We start from the raw sequence: 14,752 nt of genomic DNA, 5'->3' as shown, positions 1-14,752 counted from the left end.
GGGTCAATAATGCGCCCAAACTCGGCTTCGGGGGTGTTGTGAGGGGGAAGTGGTCTGATAAATATTGCGGCTGTCGCACGAAGCGCGACCTATGAAGCACCGAGCACGACGCCTGAAGCACCATGCGTCGAGCACCGAGCACGCCAGATGAGGAGCCGACCGATGGCGCCCCCGCCCACCGCCCGCGTCACCGCGGTCGACACCCACGACATCCGCTTCCCCACCTCGCGCGAGCTGGACGGCTCCGACGCGATGAACCCGGACCCCGACTACTCGGCCGCCTACGTCGTCCTGCGCACCGACGCGCCCGACGGCCACGAGGGGCACGGCTTCACCTTCACCATCGGCCGGGGCAACGAGGTGCAGGTCGCCGCGCTCGACGCGCTGCGCGAGCACGTCGTCGGCCGCTCCGTCGACGAGCTCTGCGCCGACCCGGGCACGCTCAGCCGCGACCTGATCGGCGACAGCCAGCTGCGCTGGCTCGGCCCCGAGAAGGGCGTGATGCACATGGCGATCGGCGCGGTCGTCAACGCCGCCTGGGACCTGGCCGCCAAGCGCGCCGACAAGCCCCTGTGGCAGCTGCTCGCCGACGCCGAGCCCGAGTGGCTGGTGCGCCAGATCGACTTCCGCTACCTCACCGACGCCCTCACCCCCGACGAGGCCCTCGACCTGCTGCGCCGCGGCAAGGAAGGCGCCGAGGAACGCCGGGCCCGGCTGCTGGAGCGCGGCTACCCCGGCTACACCACCTCGCCCGGCTGGCTCGGCTACGACGACGCCAAGCTGAGCCGCCTCGCCGCCGAGGCCGTCGCCGACGGCTTCCGGCAGATCAAGCTCAAGGTCGGCGCGGACCTCGACGACGACATCCGGCGCTGCCGCGTCGCCCGCTCCGTGGTCGGCCCGGACATCCGGATCGCGGTCGACGCCAACCAGCGCTGGGACGTCGACGAGGCGATCCGCTGGACCCGGGCCCTCGCCGAGTTCGACCCGTACTGGATCGAGGAGCCCACCAGCCCCGACGACGTCCTCGGTCACGCGGCCGTCCGCCGGGCCGTCGCCCCCGTCAAGGTGGCCACCGGGGAGCACGTCCACAACCGCGTGGTCTTCAAGCAGCTCCTCCAGGCCGGTTCCCTCGACGTCCTCCAGCTGGACGCGGCCCGGGTCGGCGGGGTCAACGAGAACCTCGCCATCCTGCTGCTGGCGGCCAAGTTCCGGATCCCGGTGTGCCCGCACGCCGGCGGCGTCGGCCTGTGCGAACTCGTCCAGCACCTGTCGATGTTCGACTACGTGGCCCTCAGCGGCACCACCGAGGACCGGGTCATCGAATACGTCGATCATCTGCACGACCACTTCCTCGATCCGGTGGTGATCCGCGAAGGTCACTACACGGCACCCACCGCGCCGGGTTTCTCGGCCGCCATGCGGCCCGAGTCGATCGCGCGGTACACGTATCCCGGCGGCGACTTCTGGGCCGCCGACCTCAAGGACCGGAAGGAGCAGGCGCAGTGAGCGACTTCGAAGGGCTGACCGCCCTGGTGACGGGGGGCGCCTCGGGCATCGGCCGGGCGACCGCGGAACTCCTGGCCGAGCGCGGCGCCCGGGTCGCCGTCCTCGACCTGGACCCGTCGGGCGTCGAGAAGCCGTTGCTCGGCTACCGCGCCGACGTCGGCGACGACGCCTCGGTGCGCGCGGCCGTCGAGGCGGCCGTCGCCGAACTCGGCGGGCTGGACATCCTCGTCAACAACGCGGGCATCGGCGCGCAGGGCACCGTCGAGGACAACGACGACGCCGAATGGCACCGGGTGCTGGACGTCAACGTCGTCGGCATGGTCCGGGTCGCCCGCGCCGCCCTGCCGCATCTGCGGCGCTCCGCGCACGCGGCCGTCGTCAACACCTGCTCCATCGCCGCCACCGCGGGCCTCCCGCAACGCGCGCTGTACAGCGCGACGAAGGGCGCGGTGTACTCGCTGACCCTCGCCATGGCCGCCGACCACATCCGCGAGGGCATCCGCGTCAACTGTGTGAACCCCGGCACCGCCGACACCCCGTGGGTGGGCCGGCTGCTCGACGCGGCCGCCGACCCGGCCGCCGAGCGCGCCGCGCTGGAGGCCCGCCAGCCCACCGGCCGGCTGGTCAGCGCGGCCGAGGTCGCCGGGGCCGTCGCCTATCTGGCGAGCCCGCTGTCCGGCGCGACCACCGGCACCGCGCTGGCCGTCGACGGCGGCATGCAGGGCCTCAGGCTCAGGCCGGCGGGCCGGTGAGCGGGCTCGGGCGCAGCGGCGTCCCCGTCAGCCCGCTCGGCTTCGGCGCCGCCGTCATCGGCAATCTGTTCACCGAGGTCGGCGAGGAGCAGGCGCACCAGACCGTGGCCGCCGCCTGGCAGCAGGGCATCCGCTACTTCGACACCGCGCCGCACTACGGCCTCGGCCTGTCCGAACGCCGCCTCGGCGCGGCCCTGCGCGAGCACCCCCGTTCGCAGTACACCGTCTCGACCAAGGTGGGCCGTCGCCTGGAGCCGACCGGCCGGGGCGGCGACGACCTGGCCGACGGCTTCGCCGTCCCCGCCACGCACGAACGCGTGTGGGACTTCACCGCCGACGGCATCCGCCGCACCCTGGACGCGAGCCTGGAGCGCCTCGGCCTCGACCGCGTCGACGTCGTCTACCTCCACGACCCCGACGACCACGCCGAACAGGCCTTCCGCGAGGGCTACCCGGCGCTGGAGAAGCTGCGCGCGGAGGGCGTCGTCGGGGCGATCGGCGCCGGCATGAACCAGGCCGAGATGCTCACGCGCTTCGTCACCGACACGGACGTCGACGTGGTGCTCTGCGCGGGCCGGTACACGCTCCTCGACCAGCGGGCCCGCGCCGAGCTGCTGCCCGCCGCCGTCGAGCGGGGGGTGTCGGTGGTCATCGGGGGAGCGTTCAACTCCGGTCTGCTGGCGGACCCCCGGCCCGGTGCGACCTTCAACTACGCCCAGGCACCGGCCGAGTTGCTGGACCGGGCGCTGCGCATGCAGGAGATCGCCGACCGGCACGGCACCACCCTGCGGGCCGCCGCCCTGGCCTTCTGCTCCGCCCACCCGGCCGTCGCGAGCGTCCTGGTCGGCACCCGCTCGCCGGACGAAGTGCGCGACTGCGCCGAACAGTTCGCGGCCCCGGTCCCCGCCGCCTTCTGGCAGGAGCTGCGCGACACCGGGCTGCTGCACGGTCCGCTGCCCGACGAGGAGCCGTCATGAGGGTCGCCCTGCACACCAAGGTCCGCGCGGACCGCGTCGCCGCGTACGAGGCCGCCCACCGCGAGGTCCCGAAGGAGCTGACGGACGCCATCCGGGCCGCCGGGGCCACCTCCTGGACGATCTGGCGCAGCGGCACGGACCTGTTCCACGTCCTGGAGTGCGAGGACTACGCCCGTCTCCTCGCCGAGCTGGAGAAACTGCCGGTCAACGTGGTGTGGCAGGCCCGGATGGCCGAGCTGCTCGACGTGGTGCACGACTACTCCGACGACGGCGCGGGCGCGGGCCTGCCCGTCGTCTGGGAGCTGCCGTGACCGTCGACGCGCACCACCACGTCTGGGACCTGTCGGTCCGCGACCAGGACTGGATCGCCGAGGACAGCCCGCTGCGGCGGGACTTCACCGTCGACGACCTGGCGCCCGAGGCCCGCGCGGCCGGAGTCGACCGCACGGTCCTGGTCCAGACGGTCACCGTGGCCGAGGAGACCCCCGAGTTCCTCGCCCTCGCCGCCGAGAGCGACCTGATCGCGGGCGTCGTCGGCTGGACCGACCTCACCCGCCCGGACGTCGCCGACGAACTGGCCCGGCTGCGGGAGCTGCCCGGCGGCCGGTACCTCAAGGGCGTCCGGCACCAGGTCCAGGGCGAGCCGGACCCGGAGTGGCTGCTGCGGGCGGACGTCCGGCGTGGTCTCGCCGCGGTCGCCGACGCCGGACTCGTCTACGACCTGGTCGTGCTGCCCTGCCAACTCCCGGCCTGCGCCGAGGCGGCCGCCGCCCTGCCCGGACTCACCTTCGTCCTCGACCACTTGGGCAAGCCGCCGATCGCCACCGGCGCGCGGGAGCCGTGGGCGTCGGCCGTGCGCACCCTCGCTGCGCTGCCCAACACGGTCTGCAAGCTGTCCGGCATGGTCACCGAGGCCGACCCCGAGTCCTGGAGCGTCGACGACCTGCGCCCGTACGCGGACACGGTGCTCGCGGCCTTCGGCCCGGACCGGCTGATGTTCGGCTCGGACTGGCCGGTGTGCACGCCCCTGGCCTCGTACGGCGAAGTCCTCGCCCTCGCCCGTCAGTTGACCGACCCCGGCGATCACGCCCAGATCTTCGAGACCACCGCCGTCCGCGTCTACGGCCTCTGAGCCGGTTCCGCCAGCCGGGTCGGCGGCAGGAACTCCCGCACATAGGTCCGCTCCCACCAGGCGCCCGTCTCCCGCAGCTCCCGCCACGTCGTGTAGCGGTAGCGGAAGAGGCGGGCGCGGATGTGACGGGGCGGCTCGTCCGGCCGGAACGGGGAGCCGCGCAGCAGCTTCAGCGTGTCGCGGTCGTTCTCCAGCAGCCGCTCCACCAGGGCGCCGAACCACGGTCCGGCGTACGCGGGGGAGAGCGCCGCGAACCACATCAGCCAGTCGAGCCGCAGATGGTACGGCGCGAACTGGCGCGGCCGGCGCCGGGGATCGCCCGGCTTGCCCTTGAACTCGTACTCCCGCCAGTCGGAGTCCTCGCGCGGCACGTCGTCCAGCGTGCCCTCGACCACCACCTCGTAGCGGATCCGGCTGACGCTGCCGAACGCCCCGTAGGTGTTGACCAGGTGCAGCGGATCGAAGGAGCGGTTCATCACCTGGCGGCGGGAGAGCAGGTTGACCACCGGGTGGTAGCTGAGGAACAGCAGCAGCGCGGCGACGGCGAGCACGACCGCCTCGTACCAGACCGGGGCGGCCGGGAAGGACCTCGGTCCCCCGGGGAGTTCGAGCGCGGGCACGGCCAGGACGATCGTGATCCAGTTCAGCCAGGCGAAGTTGCCCGACGCCACCAGCCACAGCTGGGTCAGGATCATCAGCGACGCGGCCGCCGTCGCGACCGGCTGCGGGGCGAACAGCAGGAACGGCACGACGAGTTGGGTGACGTGGTTGGCCGCCGCCTCGGCGCGGTGCAGCGGCTTTGGCAGCCGGTGGAAGAACCAGCTCAGCGGGCCGGGCATCGGCTGCGTCTCGTGGTGGTGGTAGAGACAGGTGAGCTTGCGCCAGCAGGCGTCGCCCCGCATCTTGATCAGCCCCGCGCCGAACTCCACCCGGAAGAGGATCCAGCGCATCAGGAACAGCACGAGGACCGGCGGGGCCACCTCGTCGTTGCCGAGGAACACGGCGAGGAAGCCCGTCTCCAGCAGCAGCGACTCCCAGCCGAACGCGTACCAGGTCTGCCCGACGTTGACGATCGACAGATACAGCGCCCACGGCGCCAGCCACAGCGCCATCGCCGCCCCGAGGGGCAGCAGGCCGTCCAGCCCGGCCAGCAGCGCCGCGGACACCGCGCAGCCCGTCCAGGCGCAGAGCGCGAACAGTCGGTCGGAGTAGCGCCAGTGGAACAGGCTGGGCGCGCGCCGGAAGGGCACCCGCTCGACGAACCGGGGCACCGGCAGCATCCCCCGCTCGCCGAGCAGCGCCCGGAACTGCAGGGCCGCCGTCAGGAACGCGACCAGGTACACCCCGGCCAGGGCCCGCTGGAAGACCAGCCGGCTCAGCCCGTACTCGGGTGCGGTGAACCACTCCACGGACCTGCGCTCCTCTTCTCCGATCCGGCCCGGTCGCTGTGCGTGTGCGCGTGCTCCACTTGCGTGACCTGGGCGGGTGAAGCAGACAATAGTGGGCGAATCACCTCCCGGTGGATTCGTGTGGACTGACCCGACGATGTGGGAGAACGTGGTGCGACTACCCCTTGCCGCTCTCCTCACCGCCTGCGCGCTCTCGGCGGCGCTCCTCGTCGCCGGCCGTGACGGTGCGGAAGCGAACAGCACGATGCCGGGCTCGGAGGTCGTCCTCCCGGCGGCCGAGGGGCGGGCCCTCTTCGCGGACCCGGAGGATGAGGCCATTCCCGACGGCGGCATCGACGCCGACCTCGACCGCGGCCTCGCCCCCGACGCGTTCGAACCGAACGCCCTCGGGCCCGAGACCGTCCCGGAGCTGCCCGATCCGCTCGACGGCGGCGGACTGATCCCGGACGGCCCCGACGAGTCGGAGAACTTCGCGCAGTCCGAGACGTCCGATGCGTCCGGCGCGTTCGAGGTGGCCGATGCGGCCGGCATCGTCTTCGGCAGCCCCGCCGACGCCCTCAGCGGCTGACCGTGGGCGCAGCCTGGTCGGGCGGGCCCGGCTCCCCGGTCGAAGAATCGTCCGAATCCTGGCAAAGTGGGCGCATGGCTGATCGGGGAGCGAGGGCCCCGTCACTCCCGGACGACTGGCCCGCCCACCCGGATCCGATCCTGGCGCTCAACCGCATGGGCACCTTCGACTGGGACCTGGACTCGGGCCTGTTCCACATGGACGCCCGGGCCCACGAGATCTTCGACCTGCGCCCCGACGAATACGACGGGAACCCGGCCAGCCTCTCGATCCGGGTCCCGCCCAACGAGGGCATCCGGCTGGACGAACTGGTCGCCCAGGCCATCAAGGACGGCAGCGAGAACTACGGCGCCTACTTCCGCATGCGGCTGCGCGACGGCCGGCTGCGCTGGACCCACACCCAGGGCTACATCCGGCGCGACGGGACCGGCCGGCCGCGCCGCATCGTCGGCATCGTGCGCGACGCGACCGACGAGCTCAGCGACCTCGCCGCCCGCAGCGACGAGGCCGCCCTGGACGACGCGCGCCGCGAGCAGACCAACGTCGTCCAGCTCACCACCGCCGCCCTCGCGCACGCCCGCACCGTGCAGGACGTCATAGACGTCCTCAAGGACACCCACGGCCTGACCCATCTCGGCGCGACCAGCCTGGTCATGGGCCTGGTCGAGGCCGGCCGCATCCGGCTGATCGCGGAGGGCCCGGAGGGCAGCTTCGTGCCCGGCACCCTGGTCACCCGGATAGACGAGCCGTACCCGATGAGCGAGGTCGTCCGCACGCTCACCCCCCGCTTCATCGAGTCGCCGGAGGAGTTCGCGGCCGGCTACCCCGTGCTGTGGCCGCACATCACCGACCTGGAGATCACCTCCGCGGCCTATCTGCCGCTCATCGTCCAGGCCCGCCCGATCGGCGCGATGGGCCTGCTCTACAGCAATCGCGCGGGGTTCACCCAGGACGAGCGCAACATCCTCGTCGCCCTGGGCAGCAGCATCGCGCAGAGCCTGCAGCGGGCCATGTTCTACGAGCAGGAGAAGGACATCGCCCAGGGCCTCCAGCAGGCCATGCTGCCGCGCACCATCCCCAGCGTGCCGGGCGCCGACGTGGCCGTCCGCTACCGCGCCGCCACCATCGGCGGCTCGCTGGGCCGCGACATCGGCGGCGACTGGTACGACCTGATCCCGCTGCCCGGCGGCCGGGTCGGGGCCGTCATCGGCGATGTGCAGGGCCACGACACGCACGCGGCGGCCGTCATGGGCCAGCTGCGGATCGTGCTGAAGGCCTACGCGGCCGAGGGGCACACCCCGGCCACCGTGATGGCCCGGGCCTCCGTCTTCCTGCACGAGCTGGACACCGACCGCTTCGCGACCTGCCTGTACGCGGAGGTCGACCTCACCACCGGGGTCGTCCAGGCGGTCCGCGCCGGGCACATCGACCCCCTGCTGCGCCGCCCCGACGGGACCTGCCGGCGCGTCCCGGTGCCCGGCGGGCTGCCGCTCGGCCTGTCCGCCGAGTTCGGGCAGCTCGACTACCCGGTGGGCACGCTCGAACTCGACCCCGGCCACACCCTGCTGCTGTGCACCGACGGACTGGTCGAACAGCCCGGCGCCGACCTGGAGGACGGCATGCGGGCCCTGGCCGCCTTCATCGCCGCGGCCCCCGACGACGTCCGCAAACTCGCCGACCAGCTCATCGAGGTCGCGGAGCAGCAGGGCGGGGACGACGACGTCGCGCTGCTCCTGCTGCGCCGGCGCGGCCCGGACAGCCCGCAGGCCGGGAGCCGGCTCCAGCAGCATGTGGCGCCCGGCGACCCGGAGGCCCTCATCGAGGCCCGGCACATGATCCGCGCCGCCGCCCGCGCTTGGGGCGTCCGGGTCCGCTCCGACGAGATCGAGCTGGTCGCCGACGAGCTGATCACCAACGCGCTGATGCACACCGAGGGCGCGGCGATCGTCACCCTGCGGGCGCTCACCGGCGGGGAGCGCCGGCTGCGGGTCGAGGTCGAGGACTCCTCCAGCGCGCTGCCGCGTCGCCGTGAGCCGGGCGTGTCGGGGGTCTCCGGGCGGGGCCTGCTGCTGGTGGACCTGCTGGCCGACGCCTGGGGCGTGGAGGCGCGGGGCGGCGGCAAGTGCGTGTGGTGCGAGTTCGTCGCGTCGGAGCGGAGCTGACCGCTCCGGCGGCGGATGGCACTCTGGACGTATGCCGGAACTCCCCGAGGTCGAAGCGCTGAAGGACTTCCTGACCGGGCATCTCGTGGGCCACGAGATCGTCCGGGTGCTGCCGGTCGCCATCAGCGTCCTGAAGACGTACGACCCGCCCGTCACCGCCGTCGAGGGCCAGGAGGTCACGGCCGTGCACCGGCACGGCAAGTTCCTCGACCTGGCGACCGGCGACGGCCTCCACCTCGTCACCCACCTGGCCCGCGCGGGCTGGCTGCACTGGAAGGACCGGCTGCCCGACGGGCCGCCCCGCCCCGGCAAGGGCCCCCTGGCCCTGCGGGTGGCCCTGGAGACGGGGGCGGGCTTCGACCTGACAGAGGCCGGCACCCAGCACCGGCTCGCGGTGTACGTGGTCCACGACCCGCAACAGGTGCCCGGCATCGCCCGCCTCGGGCCCGACCCGCTCGCCGCCGACTTCGACGAGGCCCGCTTCGCCGCCCTGCTCGCGGGCGAACGCCGTCAGCTGAAGGGCGCCCTGCGCGACCAGAGCCTGCTGGCAGGCGTCGGCAACGCCTACAGCGACGAGATCCTGCACGCCGCGAAGATGTCCCCGTTCAAACGCGCGGCCTCCCTGACGCCGCAGGAGACCCACACCCTGTACGAGGCCCTGCGCTCCACGCTGACGGAGGCGGTCGAACGCTCGCGGGGCGTCGCCGCCGGGCGTCTCAAGGCCGAGAAGAAGAGCGGCCTGCGCGTCCACGGCCGCACCGGCGAACCCTGCCCGGTCTGCGGCGACACCGTCAGAGAGGTCTCCTTCAGCGACTCGTCCCTGCAGTACTGCCCCACCTGCCAGACGGGCGGCAAGCCGCTGGCGGACCGCAGGATGTCCAAGCTCCTGAAGTAACCCGGACCGCCGGACGGGCGGGCGGGAAGGTCGACTTGCGCGCCGCCCGGGGCGGGGCGGACGCTGGAGATGTCCCCTCGACACAGTCCCTCCGACCGCGTTCACCTGCGAGGAATGCCGGAAGAAGGGGCACCATGAACACGCACGACGAGTACGAACCGCGCGTTCGCCTGTACTGCGCCCAACCGGAACAGCCGGAGCCCGTGCTGCGCCCGGACCTCAGCACCCGCCGGGCGGCCGCGATCCTGCAGAACCGCACGAAGTGGGCCAACGGGACCGTCCTGCACTACGCCTTCATGGACGAGGGCGGGGACGTGGGCGGCCAGGAGCAGCTGGAAGAGGTCCGGCATGCCTTCGGCAAGTGGAAGAGCCTCGGCATCGGCCTGGACTTCCGTGAGGTGGACGACCTCGACGAGTCCGAGATCCGTATCGCCTTCAGCGAGGCCGAGGGCTCCAAGTCGACCGTCGGCAGAGACGCCCTGACCGTCGGCACGGACGAGCCCACGACGCACTACGGCTGGCCGCTCGACACCCCGGACGGCAGATCCACGGCACTGCACGAGCTCGGCCATGTCATCGGTCTGTCCCACGAGCACCAGAACCCGAACGCGGGCATCGAGTGGGACGACGAGGCCGTCTACGCCGAACTCGCGGGACCGCCCAACGAGTGGCCGCGGGAGGTCACCTTCCACAACATCCTGCGCAAGCTCCGCAGGAGCCAGGTCCTCGACTCCCCCTGGGATTCCGATTCGGTGATGGAGTACGGCTTCCCGCCCGGGCTGATCGTGCAGCCGGAGCGGTACGGCCGCGAGGGCATCCCGGAGCCCCTGGACATCTCCGCCGTCGACAAGGACCGCGTCCTGCAGTGGTACCCGCCGCTCGTCGCCCGCCCGGCCCGGCTCGAACCCTTCCAGTCGCACCCGCTGCGGCTGTCCTCCGGTGAGCAGGCGGACTTCGAGATCGTCCCCACCGAGACCCGCAAGTACGTGCTCGGCGCGTTCGGCGCCAGCGACTTCGTGATGGTCCTCTTCGAGGAGCGGGACGGCGAGTTGCGCTATCTCGCCGGCGACGACGACAGCGGCCAGGACCGCAACGGCCGGCTGGAGGTGCGTCTGGTCCGGGGTCGGCGCTATGTGGCCCGGGCCCGCCTCTACTCGACCTGGGGCAGCGGAGGCGCGGCGCTCATGTACTGGTGAGAGCGCCGTCGGCAGCGCGCCCTGAAGGGGCGCGGAGCTCTGACATGTGCGGCTCCGCCGCGATGGGGGTCCCCCCGCTCGAGCGCAGCCGAGAGTGGGGGAGCGACCAGCCACGATGGTGCCGCAGCAAAGAGACGGCACATCGCGGCACATCGCGGCACTTCCAGCGGAGCGCCTACTGGGCGTTCAGCGTCACCAGGTGCTCTCCGGAGTCGGTGCGCAGTTCGAAGCGGACGATCTGGTCGGAGTGCCAAGCCGCGGCGCCCTGCATGATGTTGGGGCGGGCGTCGTGCTCGGGGGCGCTCCAACTGGTGACCGTCTGCTCGGAGCCGTCGACGCCGATGGCGATCAGCCGGCAGTCGCGCGGGCCCGCGGCGTCCTTCACTTCGAGCTGCACATGGCTGCCCCAGGTCTCGTCCTCGGTGGTGATCTGGGCCCACACCCCGGACTTCTCGTCCGTCGCGGTGAGCCGCACGGCGTCCTGGGCGTCGCCGCCGCTGCCGCCGCCCGCCATCATCATCAGCGCGGGGGCGGCCACGGCGACCACCACGGAGGCCGCGAGGGCGAACACCAGCCGCCGGCGCATCGCGCGGTGCCGGGTCGCCACCTCGGCGAGCAGCCGGTCGAGCAGCTGCGGGCCGGGGCCGGCGAAGGGGTGCACGGTGCGCGGGGTCGCGCGCCGATACAGCATCATCTGCCGTGTGGTCGGCCCGAACTCGGTGACCTGCGCCGCACACTGAGGACACTCCATGAGGTGGTCCTCAAAGCGGAAAGCTTCCGCTTCGTCCAGCACGCCGAGCGCGTACGCGCCGACGTCGCGATGCCTTTCCAGGGACCTCATGCCGAAACCTCGTGCCGTTGAGTGCCAGTGGGGTTACTCCTTGCTCCCACCGGTACGCACCCGACCGACGAATCACTCAAGCCTCGTACCGAATCGTGACCCAGATGTTCGGAGCGGCCCGGCCCGCGGATTGGTGTGAATCTAAAAAAGATGAATCGCCAAGTGGCCGAGGGGCAGTCCGAGCTGCCACGCGGGTGTCCAGACCTTGGGTCCTTCGTCCTCGCCGACCGGGGCGCCGCCCGGGACCGCGTTGAGGTCGGGGGCCAGCAGCTCCGTCTCCTCGAGCCAGCGCCAGGCCGCGGCCGCCAGGTCGAGATCGGGCGCGGGGCCATCCAACTCGGCGGCTTCGGCTGTCAGTTGGGACATACGTTCGTCAACCCAGTCCTGCCACGGCTGGTCGTACGCCGTGAGCGAAAGCCAGGTCTCGAGTTGGGTCACGACCCGGATGCCGGACAGTTCTCCGTCGGTGTCGGACAGGAAGATGGTGAGCGCGAGGGCGTCGCGCCCGGCGCGGAACTCGAAGGACGTCGGCGGCATCAGATCGCCGGTCCGCAGCAGTTCGTCGGCGATGTACTCGGCATACAACCAGGCCATGGGGACGGTCAGTTCACCGCCGTCGGTGCCGTCCGTGCTCTGGTGACCTCTGTGCAGCATCCCTTCCTGCCTTCCTCCGGTGCTTGCGCGTCGCCCGTCGCCGGGACCCCAGTCCGGAACACGGATAAGGACACCCGATTACTCAAAGGGGGTCCTCGGCAAGGCGCTTTACGGAGGCTTGACCGAGCCGTGGGTTTCAGTGCAGGTCGGCCGCGTATCCCGGAAGCACCCTGCGCAGGGCGCGCAGCGCGTAGTAAGCGCGCGACTTCACGGTACCGGGAGGAATTCCGAGCGTTTCGGCGGCCTCCGCCACACTCGCCCCTTGGAAATACACCAGCACCAGTACTTCGCGGTGTTCCGGAGTGAGTGTCTTCACAGCCTCGCGCACATCGAGGGCCGCCGCGGCCCGCTCGGCGTGGTCGGCGCAGACGGGCGCGTTCTCCAGCACCGCGTCCCCGACCTCCGCGGGCCGCGCCTGCCGGGCCCGCCGCGCGTCGATGGCGAGCCGCCGGCCGACGGTGAGCAGCCAGGGCCGGACGGATTCGAAGGCGTCGGTGCGCAGGGCCTCGGGATGCTGCCAGGCGCGCACCAGGGTCTCCTGGACGAGGTCCTCGGCGCGCTGGCGGTCGCCGTCGCACAGCCTCAGCAGCAGCGCGAAGAGTGGCCTGCCGTGCTCGCGCTGCAGCGTTGCGAGCTCGTGCTCGGCGGTCGTCGTCCTGGCTTTGAGGGCGGTTCCGGCGGTCATGCGCGTATGGCACCGCAGTGCGCCGGTTCGGGACAGGGTGCGCACAACGTTCTGCGGCGGACGGTCGATCGCGTCGACGAACGGTTCGACGAACGGTCCGGGCTACGCCGATCGCGGGCATCGGTCCTGGACGAAGGGAGTGCCGGGCCGGTCGGGCGTCCGTCATGGACTAGTAGTGATACGTGCGTAAATATGACAAGCCATCCGAGATGGGGTGACCCGGTGATCGCACGCAGACACCAGGTGGCTCTGGCGCTGACGGCCCTCCTCACGTCGGCCGCCGCCTGCCAGGCCCGAGACCACCAGCCGACCGACCGGCCCGGACGCCCGGCGCCGTCCGCCGCCCGCGGCTTCACCCTCGTGGCCTCGGGCGACATCCTCCCGCACACCGCCGTCCTCGACCGCGCCCGCTTCGACGCCGGAGGCACGGCGGATGCGGCAGGCGCGGCAGACGCGGGAGGCGCGGGCGGCGCGGGAGGCAGTGCAGGCACCGCGGGCGTCGGAGGCTCCGGTTACGACTTCCGGCCCATGTTCGAGGGGGCCAGGTCCGTCGTCTCGCGCGCCGATCTGGCCCTGTGTCACCTGGACACCCCGTCCGGCTTGAACGGCGACTACACCGGTCACCCCCTCTTCAAGTCCCCGCCCGAGCTGGCCCAGGCCCTCGCCGCCACCGGCTACGACGGCTGCTCCACCGCCTCCGACCACAGCCTCGACGACGGACCCGCCGGCGTACAGCGCACCCTCGACGCGCTCGACGCCGCAGGCGTACGGCACGCGGGCACCGCGCGCACCGAGGCCGAGGGCAACTCGGTCACGCTGCTGCGCGCCGGGCGCGCGACCGTCGCCCACCTCGCCTACACCTACGACACCGGTGGGCAGCCGCTTCCGCAGGGGCAGCCCTGGAGCGTCGGCCTCGCCGACGAGAACCGGATCGTCGCCGACGCCAAGGCCGCCCGGAAGGCGGGCGCCGACGTGGTCGTCGTCTCCGTGCACGGGGGCACCCCCTGGCAGGACGCCCCGGACGGCCGCCAGCTCGACCTCGCCCGCACGCTCACCGCCTCCCGCACGGACGGCCGCCCCGACATCGACCTGATCCTCGGCGGCCGCGCCCACGTCCCGCAGGCCTACGAGAAGGTCAACGGCACCTGGGTCGTCTACGGGCTGGGCGACCAGATCGCGGGCGAGATGGTCAACCCGCAGGGCGTCACGGACCCCCGCGGCAGCCAGTCCACCGTCGCCCGCTTCACCTTCGGCCCGCCCGCCCGGCCCGGCGGCCGCTGGGAGGTGCGCAAGGCCGAGTTCGTGCCCCAGATGTTCGACATCGACGCGGGCCGGATCGTCGACCTCGACAAGGCCCTCGCCCAGGGCGCCGGGGTCGCCGGCGTACGCGACCGCATCCGCGACGTCGTCCTGAGCCGCGGCGCCGCCAAGGACGGGCTGGTGATGGGGTAGCGACAGCCGGCCCCGCGGGTGACGGCGTGCTACGGCACCACCGTCACCGGCCATCGCCCGGCCTTCACCAGCCGTACCGCGACGGAGCCCACGATCCGGTGGCCGGCCTGTTCGGAGGCGCCCACCACCACGGCGTCCGCCTTCAGTTCGTCCGCCGCCCTCACCAGGCCGCTGTAGGGGTCGCCGCGGAAGGTGCGGAACTCCCAGCGCACATCGAATATCCCGCGCATCTGCTCGGTGGCCTGCCGGATGTGCGCGGCCAGCTCCTCGGCGATCCGGTCCGTCGCCGCCCCGACCGGCGCGCCGAACGCGGCGCCCGTCGCCATCACCGGCTGCACGTACACCAGCGCGAGCAGCGCGTTCTGGCGGCGGGCCAGACCGGCGGCGTAGGCCGCGGCCCGCAGCGAGGTGTCGGAGCCGTCCACGCCGGCCAGGATCACCCTGGGCCCGTCCGTGCCCCGCTCGAACTGGTGCTCGGGCTGCTGCGAGTGCTGTTCCTCCGTCACGGCGCAGAGGCTATCGG

The 14,752-nt window shown here is 72.5% G+C and carries 15 protein-coding genes; 10 read left to right on the top strand and 5 right to left on the bottom strand.

Translation table 11 applies throughout. The annotated features are described in order from the left end of the window. Positions 1 to 162: 162 nt before the first annotated feature. The 5 genes from ACWCPF_RS20040 to ACWCPF_RS20020 are packed head-to-tail and all read left to right on the top strand — an operon-like array spanning position 163 to position 4,367. Positions 163 to 1,506 carry an L-fuconate dehydratase gene (locus ACWCPF_RS20040; protein ID WP_451046381.1) on the top strand — a complete coding sequence of 448 codons (1,344 nt, stop codon included), beginning with the start codon at positions 163 to 165 and terminating at the stop codon, positions 1,504 to 1,506. Beyond that, the gene (locus tag ACWCPF_RS20035; protein ID WP_451046380.1) at positions 1,503 to 2,258 is read left to right on the top strand and encodes an SDR family NAD(P)-dependent oxidoreductase; all 756 of its coding nucleotides are present in this window, start codon (positions 1,503 to 1,505) and stop codon (positions 2,256 to 2,258) included. The genes ACWCPF_RS20040 and ACWCPF_RS20035 overlap by 4 nt, the downstream gene beginning before the upstream one ends. Beyond that, positions 2,255 to 3,235: an aldo/keto reductase gene (locus ACWCPF_RS20030; RefSeq protein ID WP_451046379.1), complete on the top strand. Its 981-nt coding sequence runs from the start codon at positions 2,255 to 2,257 to the stop codon at positions 3,233 to 3,235. The genes ACWCPF_RS20035 and ACWCPF_RS20030 overlap by 4 nt, the downstream gene beginning before the upstream one ends. Continuing rightward, positions 3,232 to 3,546 carry an L-rhamnose mutarotase gene (locus ACWCPF_RS20025; RefSeq protein WP_451046378.1) on the top strand — a complete coding sequence of 105 codons (315 nt, stop codon included), beginning with the start codon at positions 3,232 to 3,234 and terminating at the stop codon, positions 3,544 to 3,546. The genes ACWCPF_RS20030 and ACWCPF_RS20025 overlap by 4 nt, the downstream gene beginning before the upstream one ends. Next, positions 3,543 to 4,367, top strand: a complete 825-nt coding sequence (locus ACWCPF_RS20020) for an amidohydrolase family protein (RefSeq protein ID WP_451046377.1) — start codon at positions 3,543 to 3,545, stop codon at positions 4,365 to 4,367. The genes ACWCPF_RS20025 and ACWCPF_RS20020 overlap by 4 nt, the downstream gene beginning before the upstream one ends. Here ACWCPF_RS20020 and ACWCPF_RS20015 read toward each other — a convergent pair. Continuing rightward, a complete protein-coding gene (locus tag ACWCPF_RS20015) occupies positions 4,355 to 5,776 on the bottom strand; it encodes a lipase maturation factor family protein (protein WP_451046376.1) in 1,422 nt (473 codons plus the stop codon). The genes ACWCPF_RS20020 and ACWCPF_RS20015 overlap by 13 nt on opposite strands. A 151-nt stretch (positions 5,777 to 5,927) precedes the next feature. On the opposite strand from ACWCPF_RS20015, the gene ACWCPF_RS20010 reads away from it, so the two are divergent. From ACWCPF_RS20010 to ACWCPF_RS19995, 4 genes are all read left to right on the top strand, one after another. Then, complete coding sequence (locus ACWCPF_RS20010; protein ID WP_451046375.1) at positions 5,928 to 6,344, top strand: hypothetical protein; 417 nt, start codon at positions 5,928 to 5,930, stop codon at positions 6,342 to 6,344. A gap of 74 nt (positions 6,345 to 6,418) precedes the next feature. After that, entirely contained in the window at positions 6,419 to 8,506 is a 2,088-nt protein-coding gene (locus tag ACWCPF_RS20005; RefSeq protein ID WP_451046374.1) for a SpoIIE family protein phosphatase, read from the top strand. A gap of 31 nt (positions 8,507 to 8,537) precedes the next feature. After that, the gene (locus ACWCPF_RS20000; protein WP_451046373.1) at positions 8,538 to 9,401 is read left to right on the top strand and encodes an Fpg/Nei family DNA glycosylase; all 864 of its coding nucleotides are present in this window, start codon (positions 8,538 to 8,540) and stop codon (positions 9,399 to 9,401) included. A 134-nt stretch (positions 9,402 to 9,535) separates the two neighbouring features. Further along, complete coding sequence (locus ACWCPF_RS19995; protein WP_451046372.1) at positions 9,536 to 10,597, top strand: matrixin family metalloprotease; 1,062 nt, start codon at positions 9,536 to 9,538, stop codon at positions 10,595 to 10,597. Positions 10,598 to 10,772: 175 nt separating this feature from the next. On the opposite strand, the gene ACWCPF_RS19990 is transcribed toward ACWCPF_RS19995, so the two are convergent. The 3 genes from ACWCPF_RS19990 to ACWCPF_RS19980 all read right to left on the bottom strand — a co-directional run bounded on the left by ACWCPF_RS19990 (position 10,773) and on the right by ACWCPF_RS19980 (position 12,777). Next, positions 10,773 to 11,438, bottom strand: a complete 666-nt coding sequence (locus ACWCPF_RS19990; protein WP_451046371.1) for a zf-HC2 domain-containing protein — start codon at positions 11,436 to 11,438, stop codon at positions 10,773 to 10,775. A 141-nt stretch (positions 11,439 to 11,579) separates the two neighbouring features. Next, entirely contained in the window at positions 11,580 to 12,092 is a 513-nt protein-coding gene (locus ACWCPF_RS19985; RefSeq protein WP_451046370.1) for a hypothetical protein, read from the bottom strand. A gap of 136 nt (positions 12,093 to 12,228) precedes the next feature. Then, the gene (locus tag ACWCPF_RS19980) at positions 12,229 to 12,777 is read right to left on the bottom strand and encodes a sigma-70 family RNA polymerase sigma factor (RefSeq protein ID WP_451046369.1); all 549 of its coding nucleotides are present in this window, start codon (positions 12,775 to 12,777) and stop codon (positions 12,229 to 12,231) included. A 222-nt stretch (positions 12,778 to 12,999) separates the two neighbouring features. Between ACWCPF_RS19980 and ACWCPF_RS19975 the strand changes: the two genes are divergently transcribed. Further along, positions 13,000 to 14,229 (top strand): CapA family protein, encoded by a 1,230-nt coding sequence (locus ACWCPF_RS19975; RefSeq protein WP_451046368.1) that lies wholly within the window; start codon positions 13,000 to 13,002, stop codon positions 14,227 to 14,229. 29 nt (positions 14,230 to 14,258) lie between these two features. Here ACWCPF_RS19975 and ACWCPF_RS19970 read toward each other — a convergent pair whose 3' ends face one another. Further along, entirely contained in the window at positions 14,259 to 14,735 is a 477-nt protein-coding gene (locus tag ACWCPF_RS19970; RefSeq protein ID WP_451046367.1) for a universal stress protein, read from the bottom strand. Positions 14,736 to 14,752 lie beyond the last annotated feature (17 nt).

The organism is Streptomyces sp. NPDC001858, assembly GCF_053594615.1.
Note: the sequence above shows the minus strand (reverse complement) of the source record. Positions and strands in the feature narration are given on the sequence as shown.